This window comes from Butyrivibrio sp. Su6, from assembly GCF_900108105.1.
In the GTDB taxonomy this organism is placed as follows: domain Bacteria; phylum Bacillota; class Clostridia; order Lachnospirales; family Lachnospiraceae; genus Butyrivibrio.
The window spans coordinates 136,076-158,657 of sequence record NZ_FNUR01000008.1 but is presented as its reverse complement, the minus strand read 5'-3'; the positions used below and the strand labels follow the sequence as shown (position 1 = coordinate 158,657).

Genomic DNA, 22,582 nt, shown 5'->3' with positions numbered 1-22,582 from the left:
AGTTTATCAGCATAAACAATGCATTATAATTCAAATTAACATTATACATCATACCGCACCATTTCAGCAATGATTCAGATGCGAAATATCCAAATACTTAGGAAGTCCATTTTCGTAATCCTGTTCAATTTCTCCTTGGATAAGAGGTTTCAAATAATCTATTAGCTCAGCAGTAATATCATTTCCTTCTTTGTTAATCCACTCTATAGGAACAGATTTTGCCTCATTAGCTATATCTTTTATCTGTGCATGGCTGTATTCAACAGTGTAAGGAGAATTGCTTATACGATTTAAAACAACCATGCAACCTGTCTGGTCTTCTTCTGACAGGTGAACTGCCTTCTCTCCCTGAGCAAAAGACTCATAAAGATCAGTTTTACTTGCCATATGAGCAGCGCATCTCTGAAGAACATTGATTTCAACAGAGCGAACCTTCACATCTATGTTTTCCTTAACTAAAAACTCAAGTGCTTTTCCTGCACCCGAAAGCTGTTGATGTCCAAATGTATCCGCCATTGCCTTGCTAGATGTAATGTAATTACCCTCCTTATCCCTTATGCCCTCAGAAACAGCAATGATAACATTATCGCGCTTTGACAATTCATTTCTTACATCTGCTAAAAACTGTTCCTTATCAAAAGCCACCTCTGGAAGATAAATCAGGTGTGGGGCAGAAGAATAATTATTTCTCGCAAGAGCTGCTGCCGCCGTGAGCCACCCTGCGTCTCGTCCCATGATTTCAACAATTGTCACTGACTTAACTGCATAGATAAAGGTGTCGTGCGCAATTTCCAAAATTGAACTTGCTATATATTTAGCCGCAGATCCAAAGCCCGGAGTATGATCAGTGTGGCATAGATCATTATCTATTGTCTTGGGCACACCAATTATTCTTACATCAGCACCAATCTCTCTGGCATAATTTGATAGCTTCAGCACAGTATCCATGCTGTCATTTCCACCAATATAGAAAAATGCTCCAATATTGAGTTTTTTAAACTGTGAAACAATAAAAGAATATGAAGAATCATCATCCCTGTATTCAGGAAGCTTATGTCTACAGCTTCCCAAATACATTGCTGGTGTATGAGTTAAGAGTTTTATAAAATCAGAATCTTTTTTAGCTTTATCTGTTAAATCAAGATAATTTTCCGACAGGACACCTAAAATGCCGTTTATTGCCCCATAACACCTGTCATAGTTCCCAGAATCAATAGTAGCTTTCAAAACTCCCGCAAGACTGGCATTGATTGCAGAAGTTGGTCCCCCCGACTGTGCAACAAGTACATTTTTGATGTTCATCAATAAGACTCTCCTTAATATTTTAAAATTTGGGCAGTCCTATTGTAACAGAATACTGCTGATAATACAAAGATGGCAGAATTACATTCTGCCATCCAAAAACTTTCCGGTCTCCTTGTGATCAAAGTTAGGAATCATCCAGTTAAACAAATCTATAAGTTCACCTCTATTCCATGTTCCCTTAGAACGCATAGCAGCAATGGTCTCTGCAAACTTATCAAGCTTGGCATTATCGTAATCCAACTCATTCTTGATGACTCCAACAGATTCAAAACGGGTCATATCAAGGACTTCCTTATCTGTATAGAATTCTTCGAAATCCTTCTCTCCCGTAGTATCACTATTAAAGAAATAAACAGGATATTTATGAAGCGCCTTAAGTTCAGCTACTCTTGCCCTGGCTTCGTCCTCTGTCGCACACTTTACAGGTTCATACCCCAGGTTCTCAAGATATTTTTCAGCAATACTTGAAAAAGTAACAAGATTGAGTTCCTCATCAAGTTTTGGAAAGTATATATCCCTATTTTCACCTGTAAGACATGATAAAAGACACAACTCGCCTGACTCCTTTGGTGTTACAAAATAGCGACGAACGTCACAAGGTGCTGAAATTGGCTGGTTTTTCTCAAGACGTCTGTTAAAACCGTAGAGCAGACTACCATCAGAAAATGCCACATTAGCAAATCTAGCTGTTGAAACAGGCATTGTCTCACTCCTACGATTTAAGAACATCTCCATGATTCGCTTGGAAGCACCCATCATATTAACCGGATTGGCAGCCTTATCTGTGGAAACACAGAAGTATTTTTTAGCTCCCATTTCCTGTGCCATAAGCATTGTAGTATCAGTGTTAAAAATATTAGTATCAATCATACGCATAAGTGTGTATGGATCCTTTTCCGAACGCACATGCTTGAGAGCTGATGTGTTAAAGATATAATCATATCCACCAATACGTTTTTTCTGCTCTTCAATAAATGCTTTAAAAATATCACTTCCACAATCAAGAGCAAATGTCGCAAACTCGCCAGTACCATAGCCTTTAGATGATCTGATATCACGAACAAGCTCAACCATGTTGTTCTCACTAATATCAACAACATGTAATACCTTTGGATCGCGTGCAAAAAGCTCTCTACAAATAGCTGAGCCAATTGTACCTGCACCGCCAATGACCAAAAATCTAGAGTTTTTGATTATATCTGTAAGCTCTTCCTCTCTATTTCTTATATCTTCTTCAAATAATGGTCTAGTTCTTCCGACCATACCAAGAATATTATCTGCCATAATTTCCTCCAATATTATCTTTGTTAACCTTTAATCACCATATATTAAATTATCCGTTAAATCGCCCAAATTAAGGATGATAGTTTTCAACAATATCAGCCACAATTTTTTTTATGTCAGGGCTGTCATTTTCCGCAGCAGTTTTCAAATCTGAAAGTTTATCCTCAAATATCCTGTCATCCATCTTAATAGGATGTCCAACAAATATCATATTATTGTCAGTCTTTTCCTTGCCTTCCTCGTCCATGAGAAGTTCTTCATATAATTTTTCTCCGGGACGAAGACCGGTATAAACAATTTTAATATCCTCATCCGGCCTATAACCCGAAAGTTTTATGAGATTTCTTGCCATATCATCAATCCTGACAGGTTTGCCCATATCAAGAATAAAGATTTCTCCTCCTGTGGCATAAAATGACGCCTGAAGGACCAATGAAACGGCCTCAGGAATTGTCATAAAAAATCTAACTATATCCTTGTCTGTAACTGTAACAGGGCCTCCCTCAGCTATTTGCTGCTTAAAAAGCGGAATCACAGAACCGTTTGATCCAAGAACATTTCCAAATCTCACCGCAGAAAAACAGGTTTCACTACCTTTCCTTGACATCATCTGTATTATCATCTCACAGATGCGTTTTGAAGCCCCCATCAAAGATGTAGGATTTACAGCCTTATCCGTTGAAATCAGCACAAATCTCTTTACACCATACCTTGCAGCTGCAACAGCTGTCTTATATGTTCCAAATACATTATTCTTTATAGCTTCATTTGGACTCTTTTCCATTAGAGGTACATGTTTATGTGCCGCTGCGTGATATATAATATCCGGTCTATATTCTTCGATAACCCCATTTATTCTGTCAGTATTTCGCACAGAACCAATAAGTGCCTCAACTTCCAATTCAGGATATTTTCGTTTTAGTTCCTGTTCTATGGCATAGGCATTGTTCTCATAGATATCAAAAATAATAAGCCTCTTTGGTGATGCAGCTGCAATCTGCCTGCAAAGCTCTGAGCCAATGGAACCTCCGCCTCCTGTTACCATAACAGTTCTACCCTTTATTGCTTCAAAGATTTCATTATTATTAACTCTTACTTCATCCCTCTCAAGAAGATCCTCGATATTGACATCGCGAACCTGCTTTATGCTGACCTCTTCTGATACTATCTGAGATAGTCCCGGAACAGTCTGAAGCTTACATCCCGTTTCCTTACATATGTTAAGAATGTCTCTCCTGTCCTTGTCCGATGCAGAAGGAATCGCAAATATTATCCTGTCAATATCATACTTTTGGCATAGTTTAACAATTCTATCTCTGCCTCCACCAATCCGGATGCCGCTAAGATACCTTCCCCAGGTAGTCTTATTATCATCAATAATCACTCTTACATTATATTTTCTACTAAATTTAAGATCAGAAATCAGTTCTCTTCCCGCAGAACCTGCGCCAATGATCATGATATTGACGCGCTCTATCAGCTCTTTATCCATAGGAGTAATCCTAAAGAAGCTGCCTCGCAGAATCCTGTAAGAAAACCTTATTCCCATGCAGAAAATCACATTTAGAATAATTCCCATGAACATGCAGCTACGGGGAAGATTGAATCGCTCGATTCCGTTCTCAGCAAAAAGAAGAACTGCAATTACAAAGTAAGCTCCGATTATCCTGTAAACTTCCGTTAAGGAAGCAAATCTCCAAATACTGTGATAAAGTCTGAAAATATAGTACACCGCAAGCGTCGTAACTATAGCAATCGGAAGCATGTATACAATGTTGTCTACATAAATCTGCGGAATGTCATATACCCTGAAATCAAATCTGACAAGCAAAGAAAGCAGATGCGCTGCCACAACGCTAAGCGCATCCGCCAACAAGATCATTCCTATTCTGCAGTAATACTTTAAATCCAATTTTCTTTTATTATCTTTTGCCAAAACTTTTTCCTACCCAATATTTTTATTCACAAGCTTGATTATTTTCTTTTCAAAAAGTGTACAAAATCAATTATTCTGCTCTGCAGGATAACATAATACATTCTCGTTTTGGAATACACCCCGTACTTGTACCTGACTCTTGCAGCCTCTCTGGCTCCCCTTCCTGATGCAGACATCCCGCCCAACTCAAAATTGGAAATAATATTATAAACAGGCACAAAATGAGTATCTGTTGTCTTCTTCAGTTTAACAAGGAAATCAAGGTCTGCCGCACTCTTATATAGAGTGTCATAAGCGCCAAAGTCACTGTACAAAGCCTTAGTAATAAAACATGTAGGATAACATATCATTCCTTCACCAAGTATCCTGTCATTTACGAACTCTATCTCTATTTCTTCTCCATTACGAAGCTGTCTCTGCATACCATAAAGGGCCGTATGCTTCCTGTCTGATTCCGGAAGCTGTTCAAATTTCTTTTGCATATTCTCAAGGGCATCCGGCTCGTAGTAATCATCGCTGTTAACCATACCAATAAGAGTACCTTCTGCCTTTGCAATACCCTTATTCATGGCATCGTAAATACCCTCGTCTTTTTCGGAAAAGAGCTTTAATCTTTCGCCAAACTCAGGCTCATATTTCTTTACAATATCAAGTGTTCCATCAGTAGATGCTCCATCTATTATCAGGTACTCATAGTCATTCACACTTTGATTCAGAATACTCTTTAAGGTTCGTTCAATTGTCTTTTCACTATTGTAACAGACAGTAATTATTGAAAAAAACGGCTTCATTACTTCATTTCTTTTCTTTAAAAATCTCGCAAGTTCTGAATCTTTTTTATTAATGCACCGAATAGGTCAATGCCATGCATTGCATTTATAAATACCCAAGGAATATTATTTAAATCTGCGTCTCTAAACATCCATCCTCTATGCGTTATGTAATTCTGCAGAAGTCGTTCAGCCATAGATGAGGTGATAACTATTGGGAGCGATTGCTTTAGCAAATAAATAATGTGATCAAAATGTTCTCTCACCATGTTATAGATTCTCAAATCCTCATCAGTTTCTTCTCCCAAATGAGGCTCTGTAATATAATTAGCGTGTTTTCGGTGATAAGGGCAGTTTTCATACTTTATTTTATTAAAAGAATTTATTCCTGAAACATCATATTTTGCATGTCTACCATGTGGACCATGCCTTTTCAATGGTTTTAATAAGCCCAAAAGCTTTACAGGATTTTCACAGTGAGGACAATATGCGTAATATCCATCAGCGTTCACATATGGTTTCTGCATATGTGAATGTTCTGCAAATGACTTTTTTATCAACAGGATATGTCTTTGAAAAGCCTTTATGATATTTAATCTCTTTCAAACGCCTAATCCTTCCTCAGAATGCACCATTTCATTTATCATTTATTTCGAAGCGTAGCTTAATCTATCCAAAATCATTACATTCTGCCATCCAAAAACTTTCCAGTCTCCTTGTGATCAAAGTTAGGAATCATCCAGTTAAACAAATCTATGAGTTCACCTCTATTCCATGTTCCCTTAGAACGCATAGCAGCAATGGTCTCTGCAAACTTATCAAGCTTGGCATTATCGTAATCCAACTCATTCTTGATGACTCCAACAGATTCTGTACACCGTGACAGGCACCATGAACCCCAGGTAGTGCCTGGCAGAAAATTATGAAGAAAAACCAGAAAACTCGTCTGTCGAAAACACTTTCCTAACCTGAAAACTATTAACTGATACTCCATAGAAGATGGTTCATCAGGCCTGATGCAGCTCAGTTCTGTTTGCTATGCAAAAATACAAAAAGTAAATTATGATGCTTTAAAAATATGAAACAATCAACTGACAGGTAATTGGTTTTACCTTAAAACGGTATACTTATTCACGTTAAGTTGACAAAAGTTGTACCACATTGGTGACAGGTAGCAATGTTTATTTCAATGCTCTTTTGAATCTCTCAACGATAAATTCAGTCTCCTCATCTTCCAGATAAGGGTGAATCGGTAAGCAAAGCACAGTACCGCATAACTGTTCTGTATTCGGGCACTCAGCTTCAGCTGATCTTGTTCCACTAAATGCTCCCTGGGTGTGCATCGGCTTAGGATAATAAATATTTGTCGGAATGCCCTGCTCTTTCAATTCTTTCTGAATAGCCGCCCTATCAGCCCCCTTGGGAAGCTGTATAGTATACTGAGCCCATGAACTATAATACTTATCAGCAATTAAAGGCAATGTTATTCCCTTTATATCTGATAATAATTCTGTATATCTTTCTGCCACATGATTAACTTTATCAAGTTCTGAATCCTTAAATACAGGGAACTTTGCAAGTAATATTCCTGCCTGAAGCGTATCTAGTCTGCTATTCATACCGAGACGAGCGTTGTTATATTTTGCATTTGAATCATCCGGATGCTGCATATCTTTACCATGCACAGCAATTGAACGGCACATAGTTGCCAGATTATCGTCATCCGTAAATATCGCACCGCCGTCTCCATAACAGCCAAGTGGTTTTGCAGGGAAGAAACTGGTAGTTGATATATCGCCCAATGAACCTGCCATCTTCTTTTCACCATTTGAAAGTGTATAGCTTCCGCCAAATCCTTGAGCAGCATCCTCAAGTAAAAGAAGATTATACTTATCACAAATAGCCTTCACATTTCCATAATCAAAAGGCTGTCCAAACAAATCTACAGCAACAACGGCTTTAGGTTTAAGCTTACCTTCTACCAAGACTTTCTCAATTGCTTTTTCCAGAGAGACAGTTGAAATATTGTAAGTATCCAGATTAACATCAACAAATATCGGTGTAGCTCCACAGGTTGCCGGACATTCACCACTTGAAAAGAATGTGAAATCAGGTACAAATACTGCATCTCCACTTCCTACTCCCGCAGCAAAAAGAGCTATTGATATTGCATCAGTTCCATTAGCACAGGAAATACAATGCTTACGCCCTGTATAATCCGATAATATTTTCTCCAATTCTTTTACTTCTGGCCCTGAAATAAAATGTGAATCAGCTAATACATTAGCAATATTTTCATCGACTGCCTCTTTAATATACTTATATTGCCTCTTAAGATCTCTAAATTCTATTTCCATTTACCTTATTTCTCCTTCTTAGCACAAACATATTTAATTAAATAGTAAATCTTTAAAGTATTTCTTTTAGTTCACCATCAATGATATTATATTTTCTTCCACAATCTTTACATTCAAATACATCCGCGCCTTTATCAAGCACTTGACCACACTCACAAACCCATCCAATTTGTTTAGCAGGGACACCTGCCATAAGAGCATATGGCTTTACATTGCTAACTACTACTGCGCCTGCTGCAATTGTTGCATGATGACCAATTTCATGCCCGCAAACAACAGTACAATTAGCTCCTAGCGTTGCATCGTGACGTATTATTGTTTGTATATATTGATGATTTTTGGGATAACGAGCACGTGGAGTTAGATCATTTGTAAATACACAAGAAGGACCACAGAATACAAAATCTTCAATCGTTACACCCTCATAAATGGATACGTTATTCTGAACCTTGACGCCATCACCTAGTGTTACGTTATTTGATATGTTCACATTCTGACCAAGAGAACATGATTCTCCGATTACGGCACCTGACTGTATATGACTAAAATGCCAAATTTTACAATTATCACCTATTACTACGTTATTATCTATTATTGCTGTTTCGTGTTTAAAATAGTTACCCATATTATTAACCCTTTTATTAAAATTTGCGTATAATACAATAATCAATGTTATAAGAATTTGTAGTCATACATAATTCTTGAAGTTTTCTTAATTTCAATTATATAATTCTCATCCCTATCTTCTATTCAATAATAGGAATAAATATAAATGAGAAAAGCATATTCATAAATTTATTGCTTTTATCCATTCGCTTACATAATCAGATTTATTAAACTTATTCCTTTAAACATAATATAAATTCTCTTACTCCAAAAGAAGGCGATAAATGTTTGGATAATAAATTTTCAATATACATCATTCCAATCGCTAATCTTGATGACATTCCCGCATCGATGTCAGCCTTCACTCGTTCAATTTTTTCTTCTTGAGATAATCTCTTACCCACAAATTTATTCCATTTTTTCTTCAACCAAAATAGCGGATAACATAACCATGCATAGTGAAAATCTTCTTTAATTGTAAAGCCTGAGTCAATACACTTTTTCTTTAATTCTTCTTTTGCATAACGTCTTTTATGAAACAGCATTTCGTCAAAATAGTCATAAAGGCTATCTCCTCTTGGAACCACAAAAAGGCAATATCCGCCTGGTTTTACACAACGATAACATTCGCTAATAGCCTTTTTATCATTATCAATATGTTCTAATACATTAAGTGAATAAATAAAATCTATACTGCTATCAGTAAATGGCGCATCTAAAATGTCACATCTTAAGTGTAGAATATTAGGTGCTTTTTTGAATGACTGTTTCAAACCTTCATTCATCAAATCAGTGGCAATAAAAACATTATTAGGAAACATCTCTTGCATTTCCTCTATCATATAACCAGAGCTTGCTCCAAACTCCATTATAAGGCTGTTAGCTCTATTCGATATTATCTTTTGAGCTGTTTGTAATACCCTTTTCCTTTCATATACATCTATCCAGCCATTTTTTGTTGGTACCTCATGAATTGCTTCAATCTCTGTTGACCAAGATGTATTTTCTATACTAGTCGAAAATATATCATCCTGCAGAATATCACATTTTGTAGTACCACTAATCAACCACCCTTTTTCATACCCCTCAGGCTGCATATTTTTAAAATGATCTCTACTTAAAAATTTCAAATCCATTTATTCACTTTACCCTAATTTACAATTTTTTATCCACATCACATAATTCTCTTATACTGCTCTCTCTTACTATATATTTGGGACGATGCTTTATTTCCAAATAAATCTGAGCAATATACTGTCCAATTATTCCCAATACCATAAACATGATGCCAAATCCAAAAAGCATGATACACATAAGTGAAGGGTACCCGGGAACAGCATTTTTTAATATTAACTGTTGCACCAGCACATATAAAGTAAATGCTAACGCTACAATGCATATTAGCACTCCAATTATTGAAGTCAGCACTAATGGCACTGTAGAAAAAGCTATTATACCGCGTATTGCATATGAAAAAGCATTTTTCATCGGAAGCTTTGTGCTTCCAGCAATTCTTTCTCTATTTTCAAACGGTATCCATTTCGTTCTAAATCCCACCCATGCAAAAATGCCTTTGGTAAATCTTTGACTTTCTTCAAGACTAAGAACCGCATTTACCATCTGCCTTGTCATGAGCCGGAAGTCTCTAGCTCCATTGACCATATCAGCATCAGAAATTATTCTCATAAACTTATAGAATAAATCTGCAAGAACAGACCTAAGCCATGGTTCTCCATTCCTGTTCATTCTATAAGCTGCTGCACAATCATAGCATTCGTATTTTAATACTCTATACATATCCATCAACAACTCTGGTGGATCCTGCAAATCTGCATCCATCACAGTAACATAATCGCCCGTACTTGCTTTCAACCCTGCATACATAGAGGAATCCTTGCCAAAATTTCGCGATAAAGATATGTACTGAAACCTATTATCAACAGCATGGATTTCTTGCATAATATCTAGTGATCTATCTTCTGAACAATTATCAACCATTATGACTTCAAAACACACCTGGTCAAATTTTGACATAATATAACAAAGTTCTTCCTTAAGATATGGAATAGAATCCTCTTCATTATAGCAAGGAATAATAATCGATATTTTATCCATATATAACTAAGCCTTCCTCAAAATCTCACATGAAAACTCGACAGTTTTCTTTATTCCTTCCTCCAAAGATGTTTGCGGTCTCCATCCATATTCCCTAAATGCATGTTCATTGGATAAACAAGTATATTTCAAAACCTCGTGTTCCATTATTTTAGCCGATATTGGATATGGCTCAGAATACAATTCCGGATAGTTTTCCCAAAAATGATCTGTTCTTTCATATCTAGGTTTTTGATTACTATTCCCCATATAATCAGCTATTATCTTATATATATCATTTATAGAAACTGTAATACCAGTGGAAACATTTACTACATCAAAATGGTTACATTTCTGTACCCTAATTGCTAAGTCTATCAAGTCATCTACATAAACAAAATCTCTCTTTTGCTCACCAGTAGAGTGTAAAACAGGAATATTTCCCTTATATAACTCTCTAATAATGTACCCCATTACAGGTGGTTGTTTTCTTAAACAGTCTATATGTGGTCCATACACATTCGCAAATCGTAAACATACAACAGGAATACTATAAGCATCAGAAAATGCTTTGCAAAACTGTTCAGATGAATATTTTGTACTTGGATATACTAGACTTGGTTTTTCTACGCAGTTTTCAATTGACGGAAAATCAGTATTATTCTCATATACTGCAGAAGTACTAGCAAATATAAGCTTCTTAATGCCATACTTTCTGACTAGGTCAAGAATTATTACTGTTCCTCTTACATTCACATCAACTGCTTCAACTGGATTATTCTGACAATCTGGCAAAGGTGTAATTCCTGCCATATGATAAACTATATCAAAATGTTTATTATTAAAAAGAGAATTTAAAAAATCTTGATCTCGTATATCATTATGATATATTTCATCTCTAAAATCGTGTTCAGGGAATACTAAATTATCCTCTGAACCATAGGAAAAATTATCAATAAGTGATAATTCATCCCCATTTTTCCACAATCTGTAAGCTAATTGTGAACCTATAAAACCTGCTGCTCCCGTTATCAAAATTCTGCTCATTTTTCCCTCATCTTAATGTACTGGATATCCAGTTAACTCTCCACATAATACATACATCATAAGATGATTTATTATAAGGTGAACATCTTCAGTAATCTGCATATTTTCTATTGGAACATGAAGAGATACATCGCATAGCTCATCTATTACTCCACCAGAATAACCTGTCATACCTATTATTTGGCATCCTTGCTTTTTAGCATATCTTACTGCTTTTACTACATTTTCAGAATTGCCGCTTCCAGAAATAGCTACTATAACATCATCTGTTTCAAGTCTATTTTCTAATTGCTGGATAAAAACTCTATCATATCCGTTATCATTAGCTATTGCCATGATTGTTGCCATGTTTGCATTTATGCATTGAAAACGATATTTTTTTTCAAGTTTTTCTGACACTCCCTTATTAAAATCATTTTCCATATGTGATGCTGTTGCTGCGCTTCCACCATTACCAAAAACATACACTCGACTCCCCTTTTTACGCGTTTCTTCGAGTAGATTCATTGCTCTGTTTATCTCACCTTGATCTAATTTGCCTAATATAGCTACTTCAAGTTCAATATAATCTCTTATCTGTTTAGAAAAATCCATATATACCACCCTCAACTAACCTAATCAGCAAATATTATTCTACTTCCCTGATAATCCACAGAAAAATCAACTTCTTTGAAATCCTTAAGGCCTTTCCTGACTGATTCCTGCTTATTCTCCGGAACATACAAAAGCATAAATCCTCCACCTCCAGCCCCTAGTATTTTTCCACCCATAGCACCATTATCCCGAGCGCACTTATACATACTATCAATATCGTGATTGGAAATTCCACCAGCAAGTTGTTTCTTAATATTCCAAGTCCTATCAAGTTCCATCCCAACAAAATCTAAGTCGCCGTTTGACAAATTAGCACAGACTCTATCTACTGTCATGACTAGATCATCCAGTCTTTTTCTTTTTTCTTCAATTGCTGCTGATTGTTCAGAAAGAATTTTTCTTGAATCTCTAGTATTACCTGTGTAAAACAGCATTAATTTTTGCGTAAGTAGCTGCCTAATTTGGTGATTTATTATCCCTGGAGTTACTGAAACGGAACCATCACTCATAAATCTATACCGATTAAATCCACCATGTGCTACAGCATATTGATCCTGAATCCCTATCATTTGGCCTAGTCTATCTATTTCGATATAGCACGCTTCTTTCGCTAACTGACTTGGCGTTACAAATTCTCCCTTGTATGCATGTAAAGCATTAAGTACCCCAACCGCTAACGCACTTGAAGATGCTAGGCCTACTCCTGCACTACTCATCGGAAGATCAGCCATATAAATCACTTCAATTCCCTTTTCTATACCAACTAATCGTAAAGCCTCTCTTATTATATTGTGCTTAACCTCGTCCAATGAATCTACATTTTCATTTCCGTTATATACCACTCTTATCTTATCATCAAATTTTTTATTTACCGTTATGTAGACGTGCATATCTAACCCAGCACTAAGAACACTACCATATCCAAATCTACTCGTTGAAAAATAAGTCTCAAAGTCGCTTCCCCCACCAAATAATGATGCTCTAAGTGGAGTCTTTGATATTATCATAATTCATTTACCTCGTAATCTCTTATTATCCCCTTAATTATGTCATTTACCGCGTCTTCTAGAGAATAATCATCTGTGACCAAAATTCCTTTCATGTTCGCATTATGAGCAGTAATAATGTCTCTTTCGTCATCGCCAATCAAAACACATTCCGTAAGATTAATAGAGTAATCCTTCTGCGCCATATAAAGCATCCCTGGTTTTGGTTTCCTACACTCACAATTTTCGTCCCATCCATGTGGGCAATGATAGACAGCTCCAATAGTTACACCGACTTCTTCAAGATCAGATTCCATTTTAGCCTGAACAAGTTCAAAATCATGTTCTGTCATCGCCCCTCTTGCTATTCCTGCTTGATTTGATACTATTATTATAAAAAATCCTTCTTCTTGCAGTTTTTTTAGTGCCTTTTTTGCACCTGCAATCCACTTAAAATCTTCAGGTTTACAAACATAATTCGCTTTTGGAGGCCTTTCATTAATAACACCATCCCTGTCTAAAAAAATATACTTCTGTCCAGATAAAAATCTCCTTGTCAGCTCTATTCTTTCAAACGAACCTATCGAATAGTATCTATGCTTAGTTACTGTAGCATATAGTTTTTGTTCCTTAACAAGTTTTGGATAAACTATACTTTCAAAATTACAATTTTCTGAATCAATCAGTGACAATACCTTCTTTGAAATCAATGCATAACCAATATCAACCCCTCGCAAACCTTTTGATGTTCTTTGTTTATCATATAACTTTACCATACCATTCTCAGAAATAATCATATTATCCCTAGTGTACAAATCATCATTTGAATATGCTGAAACTTGAATTAGTGCATTATTCTCATTATATTCCCTTGTTAACCGTTTAAAATCTATAGGACAGATGTTATCACAATACATCATAAGAAACATATCATGAAGAATATTCTCAGCAGCTTTCAACCTTAATCCAGTGTCATATTCCACAGGTGTTTTAACATATCGAATTGTAATTCCCCACCTTGAACCGTCTCCAAAATATTCTGTAATAATTTCAGATAAGTATCCAACCAAAATAATAATATCAGTAATTCCCCACCCCTTTATCTGCAAGATTAAATACTCCAAAAAAGGCATATTATTAAAACAATACATAGGTTTTGGTTTTTTTTCAGTAAAAGGCCTTAGACGTACTCCCATCCCTCCAGCAAAGATTATAGCTTGATCAATTCTATTCACTCAAATCACACTTTCTCTCTTTATCAAATAACACTCATTACATATTTTTCTTTGAATAAATTACTATTGGATATTGTATTTCTCTATTCTCATAAAGTATTTCATAATTTTCATTTACAAAATCATTAAACAAATATCCCTCTTCATCAATACTTACTCTGCTATGAATTTCACTTATAACATATATTATCTTGCTTGGTTCTCTTCCTACCATAGCAAAATAATCCATATATATATTATCTTCATTAAATCCATGCCAGTACATAGACTGATCCCAAGACGATGGTGTACAAGGATGCGCATCAGACATTAGATATACAAACGGGACACATTCCATAGCCAATAGATAATCATCACGGTCTGTATATGTCCTAATTATTTCCTCGATTTCAATAAGTGCCTCTGCTCTCGCGCTTGTAGTATATACTCCTTTATACGCACCAGAATCCACTCTTGTATTCAGTGTAAATAATTCACCATCACGATATATATAACAATATACATTTAAAATCATACTCACGCATACCAAAATAGAAACAATTGAATATGATATACGAAAAACCTCATTTATACTTTTGTCATCTTCATACTCCAAGGCATAACATGCTACTAATAAAAACAGCAACGCTCCATTACCTAGCAACAACGTCCTAGAAATTGGATTAGCATAAGTAGACAATGACGCAACCACCATAAGAGCGCCAGATGGTATCCACATAGTAAAAAACATAGACTTGAACAGATCTTGTCGCTTCCGAATCTGTATAATCCATGTAGGAGTAACAAGGAATAAAAGCAAAAACAGATAAAATGTAACACTCATCAAATTTACTCGTAGATTTTTCCATAGAATAGTTGAAATTCCAGCTATAAGAGCAATTAGATTACATATATTTCTTGAATACTTACTTAGGCTTTTGATGAGATAACATCCTAATTTAGCCATTACCCCAAAAATAATATAAGAAAATAAGAAGTTTTCAAAGACATCCTGTATAAAAACCATTATCCCACTATTATTCTCTCGAGGAAGTCTAAAATAGGCTACATCCTTTATTAAAAAGTTCAATCCATTAATTAATCCATCAAAGCCCCCTCGTGCTACCAAATATCCAGTGATTATAACTGCAGTAATGATACCTCCATATATATACATCAATGCCAATATTTTCTTAGACTTAATAGAATAATAAATTATATATATAAATAGCAGTAAGCAATAAACCACCATTTGAGAATACATTAAAACACTTAGTGCAGAACATACGCCAGAAAAGAAAATCATCTTTTTACTATTATCAGCAGAACTCTCAGGACTACAAGCGCAAACCGCCAACAAACTTGATATCCACGAAAAAAACAAAGCTGGCCTGTCAGCTCTAAATACAGTTAAACCATGCCAAAAAGGAATAATGTAAGCAGCAAGATATAAAAACAATGCTTCCTGCTTTATTCTAATTTTTTTTAAAATCTTATATCCTATAAATACAAACAATAAAGTGAGAACAAATGACGAATATCTCCCAAACAAAAACATTCCCTTAGTAGTTCCCATTATCTTAAAATATATCCAACAAAATAGCGCAATTGAAAATGCGCCTCCCGGTATCTGTGACCATACATTTATGAAAGGAATACCTCCCTCTGCAACTATCCATCCTTCTGCAACAGCATATGCCTCATCTGTAAGTTCTGTTCCATAATAAAGCCTAACAAAACTTAGCACTGCAATGAATATAAAGACAGCAATTGACACATTCATATATTTATCATTGGTACTAAAGTCCTTTTCCATACTTTTACTTTTCCCATTTCAATTTTTCTATGCTGCATAAATGTGACACACCAAAAGAATCATATTTCATCATACTTAAACTACTTTTTAAAATATAAATACAAAACATACTTCTTTAGCATCAAAAAATATCTCAATCAACGATATCCATCTCTTTTTTTACATCATCTAAAAATTCATTATAGTTTTTCCACAATGGTTCTGTGCTATAAAACTTCCGTTCAACTTCCTCAGACTCGTCACCATTACACGAAAATGATATATTATTATCTTCTAGAAATCTTCTATCTCTTTCAAACAATATGAATTTAAATCTGCTCATACACTCCGGAGAAGGGAACTCTCCAAATCTCTTATAGTATATCTTTGCGCATTCTTTCGCTTCATTTACTGTTCTTGCAGTTCTCTTCTTATAGTACTCATCAAGTGTATAAATAATTCGTGCCGGATTTCCTGCCACAACAACATTACTAGGTATAATTCCATGTACAACACTACCCGCACCAACAATAACATTATCGCCTATTTGCGTGCCCATAAGTATAATGCTGTTCATTCCAATAAAACAATTCTTTCCTATACTTGTTTCTGCGCCTTCACCAATCCATACACCATATTTCCTTCTTAATACAGACAATGAGTAATCATGCGTTAAAATCACGCAACCACGTGTTATTTTCGTATAGTCCCCAATACTCAATAGCCACGGACGGGTTTTATCAATTACAGTAGCATTGATATCAAAAAAGACAACACCTTTGCCAATTCTTGCTCCTCCATTTACCAATTCATTAATCACTTCTTTACTTGTGTAACCTAATATTCTTCTTTTTATTCTTTTTAGAATATTCATCTTGTCTCCATGCTTTATTGACTATCATGCACAATACGAATAGTCCGATGAATAACTATTCATAATACATTTGTTGATTTTTTATACTGTAGACAAATTTACAAATACCAAATCAATCTAATGGTGGCATCTTACAAACGCCACCACTGAAGTCCTGATGCCTTCAAATCTTCGATTTCATACAGCCCTTTTACATCAACAATAACCTTCTCATTATCCGCTATATCATTACTATAAAGCTTCTTAATATCATTAATACTCATTTTTTTGAATTCATCATGAGCCACAGCCACAATGACACAATCCACATCATGAACATCCTCCAGCTTAGTAAGTTTCACGCCATACTCATTCATAGCATCTCTCTCATTTGCCCAAGGATCAACAACTATAGGCTTAATTCTGAATCTGCCAAGCTCATTGATTATATCATTCACTTTACTATTTCTAGTATCTGGACAATTCTCTTTAAATGTTAATCCTAGAATAACAACTTTGCTCTTCTTAGGTGCTTGACCAGCTTTAATCATTTTACGTATTGCAGCATCTGCGACATACGCTCCCATATGATCATTAACAATACGCCCATTAAGAATAATCTGACTGTGATACCCCAGCTTTTCTGCTTCATATGTGAAGTAATATGGATCTACACCTATGCAATGCCCCCCCACCAGTCCAGGCCTAAAACCAAGTGCATTCCATTTGGTATTCATACCATCGACAACTTCATTAGTATCGATACTCATACGGTCAAACACCATTGCTAATTCATTCATGAATGCTATATTAATATCCCTCTGGGAATTTTCTACAACTTTAACCGCCTCTGCTGTTCTCAGATTTGATACTGGATACGTTCCAACTTCAATAACAATATCATAAACTGCTTTAATGGTATTAAGGGACTCTTGATCAATTCCTGATACAATCTTTCTAATATTCTCAAGACGATGAATCTTATCACCGGGGTTGATTCGTTCTGGACTATATCCCACCTTAAAGTCTTCACCACACTTAAGTCCTGACTCTTTTTCTAAGATTGGAATACAAACATCTTCAGTACATCCTGGATAAACTGTTGACTCATATACAACAATAGATTCTTTCTGCAGATTCCTTCCAACTATTTCTGATGCTCCAATGACGGGAGTAAGGTCTGGTGTATGGTCTGTATTTACAGGTGTGGGAACGGCAACAATTATGAACTTAGCATTTTTTAGGTCAGATTCATCTGATGTAAATTGAATCTTTGTATTTTTAATCTCCTCATTCCCTACCTCATTTGTAGGATCTACACCCGATTTATACAACTCGATTTTTTCTTTATTTAAATCAAATCCAATAACGTTGATACCCTTTTTCGCAAAAGCATGTGCTATTGGCATCCCAACATATCCAAGTCCTACTAACGCAATTGATTCCTCATTTGCAACTAATTTATTGTAAAGTTCCATTAGTCTTATACCGCCTTATCTCATAACTTTTCTTTCACCAAATCGTCCAACAAAGTCCATAGTACTACAATCCTTAAGAGGAAGTTTTACCGGCTGTCCTTCGGCAGCAGATTTGTATACTGCAAGAACTAACTCTAATGCCCTTCTTCCATCTTCAGCTGTTACATAAGGCTCCCTGTCGTTCTTAATGGCATCGATTACATCTTTATATAATGGAGTATGACCAAAACCATAAACATTCGGCGGATTCTCGTTGAACTGTGCAATTACCTCTTCAGAGTCATCTAACTGATCTGAAAATCTCCATTCCTCAATGCGATTCACACTCGTTCCACCAGCCTTAACAGTTCCCTTTTCTCCAAATAAATACAAAGTTTCTTCAAGATTTTTAGGATATATATCTGTAGTACCTTCTAGAATACCATAAGATCCGTTCTTAAACTTAATTAAAGCAATTCCTAAATCCTCAGCTTCTATGTAATCATGATTAAGTTTATCTGTCATCCCCATTACTGTATCAATCTCATCTCCCATCATCCACCTTAGAAGATCGGTATTATGGATACACTGATTCATTAAAGCACCACCATCTTGCTCCCAAGTACCACGCCAATCAGCTCTAGAATAATAGTTCCAATCACGACACCAACGTATGTGTGCTGTTCCATAAAACATTCTTCCAAATCTGCCTTTATCAACAGCATCACGAATCTTTTGAATAGACTTGTTAAACCTGTTTTGATGATTAGCACAAACCTTTACCCCGTTCTCTTTTGCTCGTCTTATGATTTCATCAGCATCTTTAAGTGAAAGAGCTATAGGTTTTTCTATAATCACATTACATCCAGCATCTATACAATCAAGCGCAATCTGAGCATGTTTTCCTGACTCCGTACATACTGCTACTAGTTCAGGTTTCTCAGCTTCAAGCATGTGTTTATAATCCGTATATGTATGTATAGGATCTAATTCAAATTTTAAAATTTTATCATGCATATTCTCAGGATTAATATCACAAATACCTACAAATTCTAGATTATTCGCTTTCGCTGCTGCTATGTGGTTAGGGCTTATTCTGCCACATCCAATTAGTGCGTATTTCATTAATTCATTTCCTCCTTATATTTGACAATAGCATATCCACTAATCACAATTTCATCATTTTGATTTCTGACATATGTATCAAGCTTGTAAATACCTTTTTCTTCTTTTATCACTTCGATTATAACAACTTCTGCAGTACAAGTGTCACCAATATATACTGGGTTCATAAACTTGAGATTTTGCTCTAAATAAATGCTTCCTTCTCCAGGAAGCTTAGTGCCTATCACATTTGAAATCAATCCGCTCACCAAGATTCCATGGGCTATCTGCTTTCCAAAAATACTTCTTTCAGCTTTAATCTTATCTATGTGAATAGGGTTAAAGTCCCCGCTTATTCCCGCAAATGTATATACATCACTTTCTGAAATAGTCTTAGATATCGAGCCTTTCATACCAATTTCTAAATGCATACTTATCCCCTTTTTTATAAATCACTATCATTTACTCGTTTTGTCACAGCAGGTATGCCATATGCTATAACTCCAGACTCTATAGGTTTGGATACAACAGATCCCATTCCAATTACCGTATCCTCACCAATTGTAATTTGATTAGCTATAGTACTTGACGTAATATATGACCTATCTCCAGTTATCGAACTCCCGTATAATGTTGAACAAATAATTGCTGCATCTTTTCCAATTTTATTATTATGACCAATATGTGTTGACGGGGCTATTTTTACTCCATCATCAATCAATGTATCGTCAATAGTTCCTCTTGCTATATTCGTATGACTTCCAATAAATACATTGTTACCTATATGAACACCACCAAAATGCTCAATCATTGTTTTCTTCTTTGATTCAGAGTTTTGTGTATAGCCATACCCATCAATACCTATAACAACCCCTGACTGTATGTGGCAATTATCTCCAATCTCTACTTTACCTTGAATCACTACGTTATGCTCAATAACGGTGTTTTCTCCAATACTTATATTCCCTACAATCGTGCAGTTACACCCTATAGTAACTGTATCACTCATCTTAACATTTTCCGAAATGATAGTTCCTTTACCAATACCAACTTTTTTTTCTTTTCCCCAAAAATGACGGATAATTGAAAAAAATACCTCTTTAGATGATTCAGTATATATAATATTATTAAAGTCTACGTTAATTCCATCTTGGACTATTGCCAAACTAATATCCTTAGGTCGACCTATACTGTCATACCCATCTTCCTTCTTAATCCATGTAATTGAACCAAGTTTGTAATTAGATAATGAGGAAAAACCTATTATGTTATCATTGATATTACCAACAAAATTGTATTTCATTCCATAATTATCAAGAAATTCCAATATATCTTTTATTTTCATCTCCTCACACCTCTTACTTAATTTCGTCTCTACTCATAATTGATTCCAAATCCGTAATATTTTCAAGAAGACATTTGAATCTAAAGTTATTTCCGCCATTAATAAACTGACTTATAGAATCATGTATATTGCATTCTTCATCATTGTACCAAAACGCGTGTGTAAGAAGATGAATTTTGTCATATTCATTACTAGTTATAATTTCATCTACAGGTTCTCTCCATTGCCTTCTGCTATCAGACAAGTACTTAAACTCCTTAAAAAATGTTTGGCAATAGCTATTTATCATTCCAGGTATTTGCAAATTTGAATCTAGCACCCCCTTACTAGGTCTATGCATAGATACTACATTTATTTTTCGCCCTAAGGCTTGTCCTAATATGTGTGCTTCATTTTGAATAAGTTCTGAGAGTCTCTCTACATTACCTTCAGCCTCTGGGTATTTTACTTCATCAAAGTGAATTCCTATTTCGTGTCCACAATCAATGATTTTCTGTAATTCTTCTTGTATTTTTCTAGAAAAGACATTATAAAAATCAGATGATATCAACACAAAATATGTACTATGAACGCCTATGTTCTTCTCTAGAAGAGCCAAAGCAACAGCTTTATCAATATCATAATCTATATCATGCCGAAGTATCACGCACTTCGAAAATGCGTTCCAGTTATAATAATTAGCAAAGGAATATTCGCTTTTCTTTAATTTTTCGATTAAATTTTGGTACTCTTCATAAGTAAATTTCATTTGAATGTGTTTCTAACTCCTTTACAATCCTCTCAGCAGATTTTCCATCTCCAAATGGCATGTATGAAGAATCTACTTTTTGTTGAATTTTTAGTTTTTGTTCAATGTCAGATGCATAAGGCTTTGATAGTGTATTCCTTCCACAAACCATCGTTTCTGGCCACGATACAAAATCAAGAACTGTTACACATTTTTTTCCAGCAAAAAATGCTTCTCGCTGAACACCACCAGAATCAGTTACCACTTTGTTCGAATTAGAAACAAGGCAAATACTCTCAAGATACCCTACTGGCTCAATAAGTATTATATTCCTATAATTATTTTTTTTAACTAATCTTAATGCTCGTTCCTTATTTCGCGGATGCACTGGATATATTGTCGGAATATCTTGAACGTCCATAGCTTTAAATATTTCATTAAGCGCGGAATCATCAAAAGTATTTTCTTCCCTGTGACAAGTCAAATAGTTAAAACTACTCGGAATGGTCTCTTTTTTCCCATCCAATCCACGTACTTCCAAATCGCTTACAGATAAACAATCTTTATATTCAATAAATGCATCATACATCGGATCGCCCACGAAAACTGACTTTTCCTTTAACCCCTCTTTTTCTAATTCCTCTATAGCTCCTCTAGTACTCATAAGCAATAACGATGAAATATGATCCGTACAAACACGATTAATCTCTTCTGGATTAGTCATTCTATGTGTTCTACATCCAGCTTCTACATGGCATATTGGTACATGTAACTTTGCAGCTGCCAATGCAGCTGCAAGAGTTGAATTTGTATCTCCATATACAAGTAACCAATCCGGTTTCTCTGCCTCAAGAACTTCTTCTATCCCAATCATCATCTTTCCAGTCATTTGAGCATGGGTTCCCCCCGACATTCCAAGATTATAATCGGGTTTTGGTATCCCCATTTCACGAAAAAACACATCTGACATATTATCATCAAAGTGTTGTCCTGTATGTAAAAGCACTTCTTGATGCTTTTTTCTTATTTGCCTAGAAACAGGCGCAGCTTTTATAAACTGTGGGCGAGCACCAACTACCGTTAATATTTTCATATAATATCCTTTCTT

Annotated in this window: 22 protein-coding genes; all 22 read right to left on the bottom strand. The window is 35.4% G+C overall.

Translation table 11 applies throughout. The features are described from left to right. Positions 1-63: 63 nt before the first annotated feature. The gene (locus C4S54_RS10325) at positions 64-1,302 is read right to left on the bottom strand and encodes a 6-phosphofructokinase (protein WP_103869464.1); all 1,239 of its coding nucleotides are present in this window, start codon (positions 1,300-1,302) and stop codon (positions 64-66) included. A gap of 81 nt (positions 1,303-1,383) precedes the next feature. Next, on the bottom strand, positions 1,384-2,589 hold the full coding sequence (locus tag C4S54_RS10320; RefSeq protein WP_103869463.1) for a UDP-N-acetylglucosamine 4,6-dehydratase: 1,206 nt from the start codon (positions 2,587-2,589) through the stop codon (positions 1,384-1,386). Between the two features lie 70 nt (positions 2,590-2,659). Then, entirely contained in the window at positions 2,660-4,525 is a 1,866-nt protein-coding gene (locus C4S54_RS10315) for a polysaccharide biosynthesis protein (RefSeq protein ID WP_330405651.1), read from the bottom strand. Positions 4,526-4,563: 38 nt separating this feature from the next. Beyond that, entirely contained in the window at positions 4,564-5,316 is a 753-nt protein-coding gene (locus C4S54_RS10310) for a glycosyltransferase family 2 protein (RefSeq protein WP_103869462.1), read from the bottom strand. A gap of 17 nt (positions 5,317-5,333) precedes the next feature. Next, a complete protein-coding gene (locus tag C4S54_RS10305) occupies positions 5,334-5,822 on the bottom strand; it encodes a hypothetical protein (protein ID WP_103869461.1) in 489 nt (162 codons plus the stop codon). 155 nt (positions 5,823-5,977) lie between these two features. Beyond that, positions 5,978-6,139: a hypothetical protein gene (locus tag C4S54_RS16015; protein ID WP_160110748.1), complete on the bottom strand. Its 162-nt coding sequence runs from the start codon at positions 6,137-6,139 to the stop codon at positions 5,978-5,980. Between the two features lie 337 nt (positions 6,140-6,476). Beyond that, the gene (locus tag C4S54_RS10300; protein WP_330405650.1) at positions 6,477-7,652 is read right to left on the bottom strand and encodes a DegT/DnrJ/EryC1/StrS family aminotransferase; all 1,176 of its coding nucleotides are present in this window, start codon (positions 7,650-7,652) and stop codon (positions 6,477-6,479) included. A gap of 52 nt (positions 7,653-7,704) precedes the next feature. Further along, a complete protein-coding gene (locus C4S54_RS10295) occupies positions 7,705-8,277 on the bottom strand; it encodes an acyltransferase (RefSeq protein WP_103869460.1) in 573 nt (190 codons plus the stop codon). Positions 8,278-8,491: 214 nt separating this feature from the next. Continuing rightward, complete coding sequence (locus tag C4S54_RS10290) at positions 8,492-9,394, bottom strand: class I SAM-dependent methyltransferase (protein ID WP_103869459.1); 903 nt, start codon at positions 9,392-9,394, stop codon at positions 8,492-8,494. Between the two features lie 19 nt (positions 9,395-9,413). After that, positions 9,414-10,373: a glycosyltransferase family 2 protein gene (locus C4S54_RS10285; RefSeq protein ID WP_103869458.1), complete on the bottom strand. Its 960-nt coding sequence runs from the start codon at positions 10,371-10,373 to the stop codon at positions 9,414-9,416. Between the two features lie 6 nt (positions 10,374-10,379). Further along, complete coding sequence (locus tag C4S54_RS10280) at positions 10,380-11,399, bottom strand: NAD-dependent epimerase/dehydratase family protein (protein ID WP_103869457.1); 1,020 nt, start codon at positions 11,397-11,399, stop codon at positions 10,380-10,382. A 12-nt stretch (positions 11,400-11,411) separates the two neighbouring features. Next, entirely contained in the window at positions 11,412-11,993 is a 582-nt protein-coding gene (locus C4S54_RS10275; RefSeq protein ID WP_103869456.1) for an SIS domain-containing protein, read from the bottom strand. 20 nt (positions 11,994-12,013) lie between these two features. After that, positions 12,014-13,000, bottom strand: a complete 987-nt coding sequence (locus C4S54_RS10270) for a GHMP family kinase ATP-binding protein (protein WP_103869455.1) — start codon at positions 12,998-13,000, stop codon at positions 12,014-12,016. After that, positions 12,997-14,214 carry an HAD-IIIA family hydrolase gene (locus tag C4S54_RS10265; protein ID WP_242973783.1) on the bottom strand — a complete coding sequence of 406 codons (1,218 nt, stop codon included), beginning with the start codon at positions 14,212-14,214 and terminating at the stop codon, positions 12,997-12,999. Before C4S54_RS10265 ends, C4S54_RS10270 begins: the two co-directional genes overlap by 4 nt. A gap of 37 nt (positions 14,215-14,251) precedes the next feature. Then, positions 14,252-16,009: a hypothetical protein gene (locus tag C4S54_RS10260; protein ID WP_103869453.1), complete on the bottom strand. Its 1,758-nt coding sequence runs from the start codon at positions 16,007-16,009 to the stop codon at positions 14,252-14,254. A gap of 133 nt (positions 16,010-16,142) precedes the next feature. Next, positions 16,143-16,862, bottom strand: a complete 720-nt coding sequence (locus C4S54_RS10255) for an acyltransferase (RefSeq protein ID WP_103869452.1) — start codon at positions 16,860-16,862, stop codon at positions 16,143-16,145. A gap of 131 nt (positions 16,863-16,993) precedes the next feature. Next, on the bottom strand, positions 16,994-18,319 hold the full coding sequence (locus C4S54_RS10250) for a nucleotide sugar dehydrogenase (protein WP_103869451.1): 1,326 nt from the start codon (positions 18,317-18,319) through the stop codon (positions 16,994-16,996). 15 nt (positions 18,320-18,334) lie between these two features. Then, a complete protein-coding gene (locus C4S54_RS10245) occupies positions 18,335-19,423 on the bottom strand; it encodes a Gfo/Idh/MocA family protein (RefSeq protein WP_103869450.1) in 1,089 nt (362 codons plus the stop codon). After that, entirely contained in the window at positions 19,423-19,833 is a 411-nt protein-coding gene (locus C4S54_RS10240) for a MaoC family dehydratase (protein ID WP_103869449.1), read from the bottom strand. The genes C4S54_RS10245 and C4S54_RS10240 overlap by 1 nt, the downstream gene beginning before the upstream one ends. Before the next feature lie 14 nt (positions 19,834-19,847). Beyond that, the gene (locus C4S54_RS10235; protein WP_103869448.1) at positions 19,848-20,747 is read right to left on the bottom strand and encodes a DapH/DapD/GlmU-related protein; all 900 of its coding nucleotides are present in this window, start codon (positions 20,745-20,747) and stop codon (positions 19,848-19,850) included. 13 nt (positions 20,748-20,760) lie between these two features. Continuing rightward, positions 20,761-21,495 carry a hypothetical protein gene (locus C4S54_RS10230; RefSeq protein ID WP_200821064.1) on the bottom strand — a complete coding sequence of 245 codons (735 nt, stop codon included), beginning with the start codon at positions 21,493-21,495 and terminating at the stop codon, positions 20,761-20,763. Then, complete coding sequence (wecB, locus tag C4S54_RS10225) at positions 21,479-22,567, bottom strand: non-hydrolyzing UDP-N-acetylglucosamine 2-epimerase (protein ID WP_103869447.1); 1,089 nt, start codon at positions 22,565-22,567, stop codon at positions 21,479-21,481. The genes C4S54_RS10230 and wecB overlap by 17 nt, the downstream gene beginning before the upstream one ends. Between the last annotated feature and the right edge of the window lie 15 nt (positions 22,568-22,582).